Origin of the sequence: Dyadobacter sp. LHD-138, from assembly GCF_030929615.1 — a bacterium.
In the GTDB taxonomy this organism is placed as follows: Bacteria; Bacteroidota; Bacteroidia; order Cytophagales; family Spirosomataceae; genus Dyadobacter.
On record NZ_JAVFVU010000006.1, the window covers coordinates 273,959 to 281,396 of the forward strand.

6 protein-coding genes are annotated in these 7,438 nt (G+C 42.5%); 4 read left to right on the plus strand and 2 right to left on the minus strand.

Annotated features, from left to right (window positions below; translation table 11 throughout):
• Window positions 1–116 precede the first annotated feature (116 nt).
• Both RB622_RS06705 and hemW read left to right on the plus strand, forming a co-directional pair.
• Window positions 117–2,183 (plus strand): TonB-dependent receptor domain-containing protein, encoded by a 2,067-nt coding sequence (locus RB622_RS06705; RefSeq protein ID WP_308045776.1) that lies wholly within the window; start codon window positions 117–119, stop codon window positions 2,181–2,183.
• A 159-nt stretch (window positions 2,184–2,342) separates the two neighbouring features.
• Complete coding sequence (gene hemW, locus RB622_RS06710; RefSeq protein ID WP_308045777.1) at window positions 2,343–3,470, plus strand: radical SAM family heme chaperone HemW; 1,128 nt, start codon at window positions 2,343–2,345, stop codon at window positions 3,468–3,470.
• Between the two features lie 79 nt (window positions 3,471–3,549).
• Here the strand turns inward: hemW and RB622_RS06715 are convergent, their stop codons facing one another.
• Window positions 3,550–5,019 carry a choice-of-anchor A family protein gene (locus RB622_RS06715; protein ID WP_308045778.1) on the minus strand — a complete coding sequence of 490 codons (1,470 nt, stop codon included), beginning with the start codon at window positions 5,017–5,019 and terminating at the stop codon, window positions 3,550–3,552.
• A gap of 383 nt (window positions 5,020–5,402) precedes the next feature.
• Between RB622_RS06715 and RB622_RS06720 the strand changes: the two genes are divergently transcribed.
• Complete coding sequence (locus RB622_RS06720; RefSeq protein WP_409021418.1) at window positions 5,403–5,900, plus strand: DinB family protein; 498 nt, start codon at window positions 5,403–5,405, stop codon at window positions 5,898–5,900.
• 145 nt (window positions 5,901–6,045) lie between these two features.
• Here RB622_RS06720 and RB622_RS06725 read toward each other — a convergent pair whose 3' ends face one another.
• Window positions 6,046–6,468: an OsmC family protein gene (locus RB622_RS06725; protein ID WP_308045780.1), complete on the minus strand. Its 423-nt coding sequence runs from the start codon at window positions 6,466–6,468 to the stop codon at window positions 6,046–6,048.
• Between the two features lie 252 nt (window positions 6,469–6,720).
• Here RB622_RS06725 and RB622_RS06730 point away from each other — a divergent pair, with 252 nt between their 5' ends.
• Entirely contained in the window at window positions 6,721–7,260 is a 540-nt protein-coding gene (locus RB622_RS06730; protein WP_308045781.1) for a hypothetical protein, read from the plus strand.
• Window positions 7,261–7,438: the final 178 nt, after the last annotated feature.

The following is a 7,438-nucleotide window of genomic DNA, read 5'->3' on the forward strand; positions in this document are numbered from 1 at the left end:
CCATTTCATTGCTGTGATAGTATAAAATGAAACATAACTACCTTTCAGAGTTATTTCCAACTTGCTTGTATCCTCATTTATAGAGAGCTTTGTCCTATATTCCTATTCCAAAAAGTATGCTTCGAAATTTATCCTTTTCTGCTTTAACATGTCTGGTTGTTTTTGAAAGTTTTGGCCAGTCCGGTCTGCAAAGCGACTCCCTGAAAACCAATCAGCTTGATGAAATTACGGTCAACGCTTTTGAGACAAAAACAAACCGGTTATCAACCACGGCAACAGTCGGCTTACTGACGCCAAAATCCATAGAACGATTTTCCGCCACCACCTGGACGAACGCCGTAAATGCCATTCCCGGTGTAAGAATGGAGGAAAGATCTCCGGGCAGTTACCGGTTTTCTGTTCGCGGCAGTTTAATCAGATCACCTTTCGGCATACGCAATGTTAAGTTTTACTGGAACGGCATCCCTTTTACCGATGCGGGTGGCAATACGCCATTGAATTCTCTTGACTTCGGTGCCGTACAAAGCATGGAAGTGATCAAAGGCCCGGGAAGCAGCTTGTACGGAGCAGGAACGGGCGGGGTTGTTTTAATGCAAAGCCGCACCGATAATCCGGCAATGAACCGGGTAGAACAAAGTGTTGGGTATGGCAAATATGGCTACCAAAGCAGAAATACAACGTTACAAATTGGCGATATTTCCATTCAGTATGGTCATCAGGAACAGGACGGATATCGCAAGCAAAGCGGCATGAAACGTGATGCAATCCGGTTTTCGTCAAACGCTAAAATCGGAGAGAAAGGGCTGCTATCCCTGCTCGGCATGTATTCCGACCTGTCTTACCAAACACCGGGCGGCATAAATCTGGCCCAATATCAGAAAGATCCGACACTGGCGCGCCAGTCTACCCCGACAGTTCCGGGAAGCGAGGCCCAGCATGCGGCTATTTATACCAAGTTTGCACTTTTGGGTGGAAATTATTCGCTGGCCTTGTCTGACAACTGGACACAAAGCACGGCTTTATATTTAACAACAAACGATTTCGCCAACCCGTTTATCAGCAACTACGAAAAACGGGATGAGCAAGGTATTGGCGGCAGAAATATCTGGAAAAACATTTCGCAAATCGGCGACGTAAAAACAAACTGGACAACCGGTTTTGAATGGCAATACGCACGATCGGCGCAGAGAAACTATGATAATAACGGAGGAACGCCGGGCAAGCAACAAACGGTGGAAGATGTCCGCACGAGCAATTTAACCGTTTTCAGCCAACTGGAAGCGATACTTTTCAAGGACCTGACGGCAACCGTAGGTTTAAGCTATAATACCTCAAAATATAAATACGAGCGTTTTTTCGCACTTCCTTATAGCAAAGAGCAGAAAACCTTCGACGGAATTTTTGTTCCAAGAGTTGCTATTAACAAGATTATCGCCAAAACCTGGGCCGTTACGGCTTCGTACAGCAGCGGTTTCTCCCCTCCTACTTTGCAGGAAGTTCGTCCGTCGGCAGGTGGGTTTCGTAAGGACCTGGAAGCAGAGCGCGGCATGAATACAGAAATTGGCATTAGAAAAATAAGCAACCGCGTTACCGCAGAAATTAATGTTTATCATTTTGGCCTGAAGGAAACCATCGTCAGAAGATCGAATGAAGCCGGCTCGGAATTCTTTGTCAATGCGGGAAAAACCAAACAAATTGGTTTGGAATGGAACCTGGGTTATGATATTATTTCGAACCCGAAATCTCCGGTTGCGTTACGCATTTGGGATTCAGGAACCTATACAAAATACTCCTATCAAAATTATCAGCAGGCGGACGTCGATTTAAGTGGTAAACTGATTCCGGGCATTCCCCGTTTTATCCAGACAACGGGCGTTGACGCCTTATTCAGATATGGTTTCTCGCTTTATGCAACTTATCAGCACGGCAGCTCCCTCTACCTGAACGACGCCAATACAGTTAAAAACACGCCATACAACCAATTCACCGCCCGTGCTTCCTGGAAAAAAAGCTGGGGAAATCATTTTTACAGTGAATTGTCGGCATCTGCTGAAAAAGTTAACGCGGCCATTTACAGTTTAGGCTACGATCTGAATGCTTTCGGAAGCCGTTATTACAACTCCGCCCCCAAAAAGAACCTGTGGGTGGGTGTGAAAGTTGGCTGGGAATGGGGAAAGAAGTAATTGTTAAGGGTTCGTTCTTAGGGGTAAATGATGGCAGGTTGAAACTTAATTCCCCTATTGGCTGTAATTATGACTTGGCTTGGCGTTGATTCAGATTTCCTTTCCTTGTTTTCCCAGGCCGTCATTTACAATGAATCGTTTACAATTAACCATTAAAAATTGCATCTCTACATCCATATTCCCTTTTGCAGGCAAGCCTGTCACTATTGTGACTTTCATTTTAGCACCAATACGAAAAACAAACGTGCTATTGTGGAGGCCATCGCAAAGGAGATTGTTCTGAGAAAAGACTACTTGCAGACAAACGCATTGCAAACCATTTATTTTGGCGGCGGCACTCCCTCTTTACTGGATGCCTCTGAGCTTTCTTTGCTACTGGAAACGATAAACACCCATTTCCAGGTAGATCCGGGTGCTGAAATTACGCTGGAGGCCAATCCAGATGACCTGAATAAAGAAAAACTGGCGCAATTGAGCGCAGCAGGAATTAACAGATTAAGCATCGGCATTCAGTCATTTCATGAGCCTCATTTAAAATTCCTTAACCGGGTCCATGATTCGTTTGAGGCCGGGAATTGTGTAAAACTTGCGCAGGATGCAGGTATCAATAATATTTCCATTGACCTGATTTATGCCATTCCGGCACCCGATCACGGTATTCTCGAACAGGATTTGCAGCGGGCTTTTGAGCTGAATGTATCACATATTTCAGCATATTGTCTTACCATAGAGCCTCAGACGGCTTTTGGCAGCTGGCTGAAGAAGAAAAAGATCAAGCCGATCGACGAAGAATTTGCCGCACAGCAGTTTGAGATACTGATCGCGGGTTTAGCAGACAAGGGTTACGAACAATATGAGATTTCGAACTTTGCACGAAACGGACAGTATAGTCGGCATAACAGTTCGTACTGGAAACAACGCTCCTACCTGGGCGTTGGGCCAAGCGCACACTCCTATAACCAGGTCAGCAGACAATACAATGTCTCCAGCAATGCGCAATATCTTGCCACTATCCAGGAAAACAATATTCCCGCAACGATTGAAATTCTCACATCCTCGGATCAGACGAATGAATATTTACTGACCGGGCTCCGCACCAAATGGGGCTGCGATCTTGCCAAACTAAGCCAAATGTCAAACAGTAAGTTTGAATTACAAAACAGAGCTGAGCTGTCGGAAATGACGCAAAAAGGCTGGCTGTATGTAGATAACGGAACAATATTACTTACCCAGGCAGGCAAGTTGTTTGCCGACCGTATTGCCAGCGAATTGTTCCTTGAAGATTAAAAATCAACCGGGGCACATAAAATCAGATTTTACGTACCCCGGTTTGATTAACAGGTTCAATTTAGATTAGGTAAATTCTTTATTGCTTCACAATTTTAGCAGTGCTGGTGGCCCCATTCAACTGGTTAACCTGAAGAACATAAATACCCGCTCCTACTTGCGACAAATCAATTTTATCAGAAGAAGCTGACAATGCCATGCGCTTCCCGGCTGCATTGATCAGATAAATTTCTTTCACATTATTCCAATCCTGCGTTGCGATCGTTGCCTGGTTGATAACCGGGTTCGGATAAACTGCCAATGCCGCGACACCATTTACGGAAACATCGCGCACACGACTGAAAGCATAAGTCCCGTCAAGATCTGTCATTTTCAAACGGTAGTAATTTTTTCCGTTAACAGGGTTGCTATGCACAAATTGGTAATGGGCCAGCTCTTTGCTTTCGCCTTTTGACACAACCGTCCCAACAAAATTCCACTGTTTCGCGTCTGTGCTATGCTGAATTTCAAAACGGTCGCTGTTTGTTTCAAGTGTCGTTTCCCAGTTTAAAACAGCCTGATTTCCTTCATTACTGACAGTGAAAGAAGTTAATGTTACCGGAAGTGGCGTCGTGGAAGGCGGTAAAAAAGCAGAACAAAAGTTATGGAACTCAAAACCATTTGTTTGCTCTACATGACCACCAATAATGGTTTGCCCGTTAATATTGCCGCCAGAACCCGTCAGATTTGCAAAGGGTGCCAAAACAGCTCCTTCCAATGCATAACTAGCCAATGAAATACTGGTGGCTTTCGGGAAATTGAATACCGTTTTAGCCCGGTAAGTAGCGCCGGTTGTGATAGAACCACCGTTAATCCCTACAATTTTATTGGTCACATTGATTAACACCTCGGACGTAACCGGGATATTCTGAAACTTAAGATCAAAAGTTTTACCATCCGGAATGGTTAACGAAAATACATTGGTTGCAGCATCCGTACCTTTCAGAAGGATCTCTACGTAATTTCCATACACATTATAAACTACCGTTCCTGTCGTGGTTTTCGCATCCAGTGTTGCAGACAGGTTTTCATAATAAGTCTTAAGATTCGTAAATGAAAGGCGTCCCGTTATACCGCCCGTGTTTACACCTGTTCCGGCGGGATGGGTAGGCAGCTGCGAACCTGCATTCAGCGTGTTGTAAATAAAATTACCGATCATTCCCCAGTTATTCCTGTTTGTGAAGTTTCCGTTCACAATAAGGTTATCGGTGCCGGGAGTCGTGCTGCGTCCTTCGGGAGCAGATCCTACGCTATAACTGTTTGGCGCATTAAAATTACCCCCAACGGCCAATCTTCCTTCTGTATCTCCCCCCAGCGCATTAAGATCACCAAAAATGATAGCATTAAAATTCCCATTACCGACAAAACCCGGACCGAAATATGAATTGGGAACGGTCAGGGCAACAGTCGCTGAACATTGCGAGAAAGCCGGAGCTGAAATTTGCGTAAAAGAAAAAATAAGAATAAAACTTAAATACCAAAGTGTACATTTTTCAAAAAAAGCTTGCATAGAGTATGGGTTAAAATTGTATTATTTCAATTTTGTAGAAAAAATCTTACACCTGAAATTATTAGTTCTAAACAGACAATTATTTTCAGGAAAACACTTCTACAAATCACAAACTACTTACATGTAATGATTTACACACGACAAATATACACTTGCATATGATTAAAAAACACTGTTTTCTAATGAAAAAAGATCAAAAAAACCGTTTCGTAGAAGGTATTGCAATTGTACTTATAAAGTATTTTGACAGACACAAATATTATGTAGTGTAACCATTACAAGCCATGTAGTTTATTTACTTTTCTAAAATTTTTTCAAACCAACTGACATAGGGTTGTCACTAGACCATGCTTGATTTGCATCGTCACTAAAAAAAAGAAACTATGAAACTGATCCCGATTTTGTTGAAAGAAATGGAACTCGAAGCACAAACCACACGAAAGATGCTGTCCAGAATACCAAGCGACCACTACGACTGGCGGCCACACCCGAAAAGCATGACCGTGCAGCAACTGGCCACGCACATTGCCGAATTACCATCCTGGATACCTATGACCCTGACAACTGATGAACTTGATTTTGCTAGCAATCCATACAAATCTGAGGTTATTGCGGATACTCCTGCGTTGCTTGAGTATTTTGAAAAAACTCTTTCAGAGGCAAAAGAATCCTTACAAGGCGCCCTGGAAGAGCAACTGGATGATCTCTGGACGTTACGAAACGGTGAGGAAATTTACAGTAACACCTCAAAAGCAGAGGTTATCCGCATGACGTACTGCCAGATCGTACACCACAGGGCACAGATGGGTGTATTTCTAAGACTTTTAGATGTGCCGATACCGGGCAGTTACGGTCCGAGTGCCGATGATATGAGCTTTTAAATATACTTTTTATTGACGTTGTTCAAACTTATAGGTAATCCCGAAGGGATGGTATGTAAGCTTAATCAACTACTTTATATAAAAAATACCGGACCGAAAGTTTTACACACTTTCAATCCGGTATTTTTATGAAATTTTGATCAAATTAAGCGACCAGCTCAACTTCCAAAGTTTTCTCCGCATTCAACAGTTTAGAAATAGGGCATTTTTCTTTCGCTGCGTGTGCTATTTCGTCAAACTGCTCCGCAGTAATCGAAGGCACTTTACCCTTTAATACCAGCGCGCTTTTGGTAATTGCACCCTGAGAAGGATCAAGCGTGATCACGGCAGAAACATTCAGTTCGTCTGCTGTAAAACCGGCCTCATTTAAAAGAAAGCTCAGCTGCATGGCAAAACATCCTGCGTGAGCAGCCGCAACCAATTCCTCGGGATTTGTTCCTTTTCCTTCTGCAAAACGTGTATTGAAAGAATACTGTGTATTGTCAAGGACAGTACTTTGTGTACTCATCACCCCGACACCCTCTTTTCCTGTACCTTTCCAAACGGCATTGGCTCTGCGATTGATCATATCTTTGCTTATTTTTGAAGTAATGAATTGCTTTAATATTACAAGACTGAAAAATAACATCTTACTCTAATCATTGCAAATTAATTAATCATTAATGATTTACAGGATCAGTATCTCCCAGATATAGAGCCTGATGAACATTCCCGGTTAATTTATTTTGTAAATGAAAAGTTAACGGTCTAAATTTATTAGGGCAATTAAAAAACATACCATACGTTTGTAACCAGTAAAAATCACATAGCCAATATACTCATGATGAAAAAACTCATTCCCCTGCTGCTTATCATTTCGGTTCTTTTTGCAGGCTGTAAAGGAGACGACGGCGCCCCCGGTGCAGATGGCGTCAACGTTGTAGGAACCACCATTGAAGTAGAGAAAGTAAATTTCAATACGGCTAATAAATTTGCCCTAACGCTGAAATTTACGGATGTAACAAAAGTTAAGGTTTTGGAATCTGACGCAGTACTCGTTTACGTTCTTTGGGAAACAATTGATTCTCAAACTCCCGTATGGCGTTTGATGCCTCAGTCGATTTTGGATGTGCGAGGTGTACAATACAAGTTCGACTATTCTCCGATAGATTTCAGTGTATTTCTTGAAGCAGAAGATGCAAACTTTAATCTTGCGACACTTCCAAACAGATATACTCAAAACCAAACTTTCCGTATCGTTGTCATCCCATCTGACTTTACAGCAAGAAAAAGCGCAGAAGTTGATTACAGCAATTATGAAGCCGTAAAAGCGCAGTTCAATTTGGATGACAGTAAAATAATAAAGTACTCGGCCAACTAATTTCTATCCCTGCAGGAACGGATTATTGCCGCGGCACATTTTTTGACAATGCCAATAAAGAGGCTGTCTCAAAAGGGCAGTCTCTTTTTTTGCGTATATAGTGTTGTTTATTTTTTCAGAATTGATTATCTTTAGTTATAAGCAAATCAGGAAAAATGGGCCGCAGACAACCTACTTT

Excerpts from the sequence above, each read along its gene's own strand:
- RB622_RS06705 (WP_308045776.1), top strand. The coding sequence starts at position 117 with ATGCTTCGAAATTTATCCTTTTCTGCTTTAACATGTCTGGTTGTTTTT.
- RB622_RS06715 (WP_308045778.1), bottom strand. The coding sequence starts at position 5,019 with ATGCAAGCTTTTTTTGAAAAATGTACACTTTGGTATTTAAGTTTTATT.
- RB622_RS06720 (WP_409021418.1), top strand. The coding sequence starts at position 5,403 with ATGAAACTGATCCCGATTTTGTTGAAAGAAATGGAACTCGAAGCACAA.
- RB622_RS06725 (WP_308045780.1), bottom strand. The coding sequence starts at position 6,468 with ATGATCAATCGCAGAGCCAATGCCGTTTGGAAAGGTACAGGAAAAGAG.
- RB622_RS06730 (WP_308045781.1), top strand. The coding sequence starts at position 6,721 with ATGATGAAAAAACTCATTCCCCTGCTGCTTATCATTTCGGTTCTTTTT.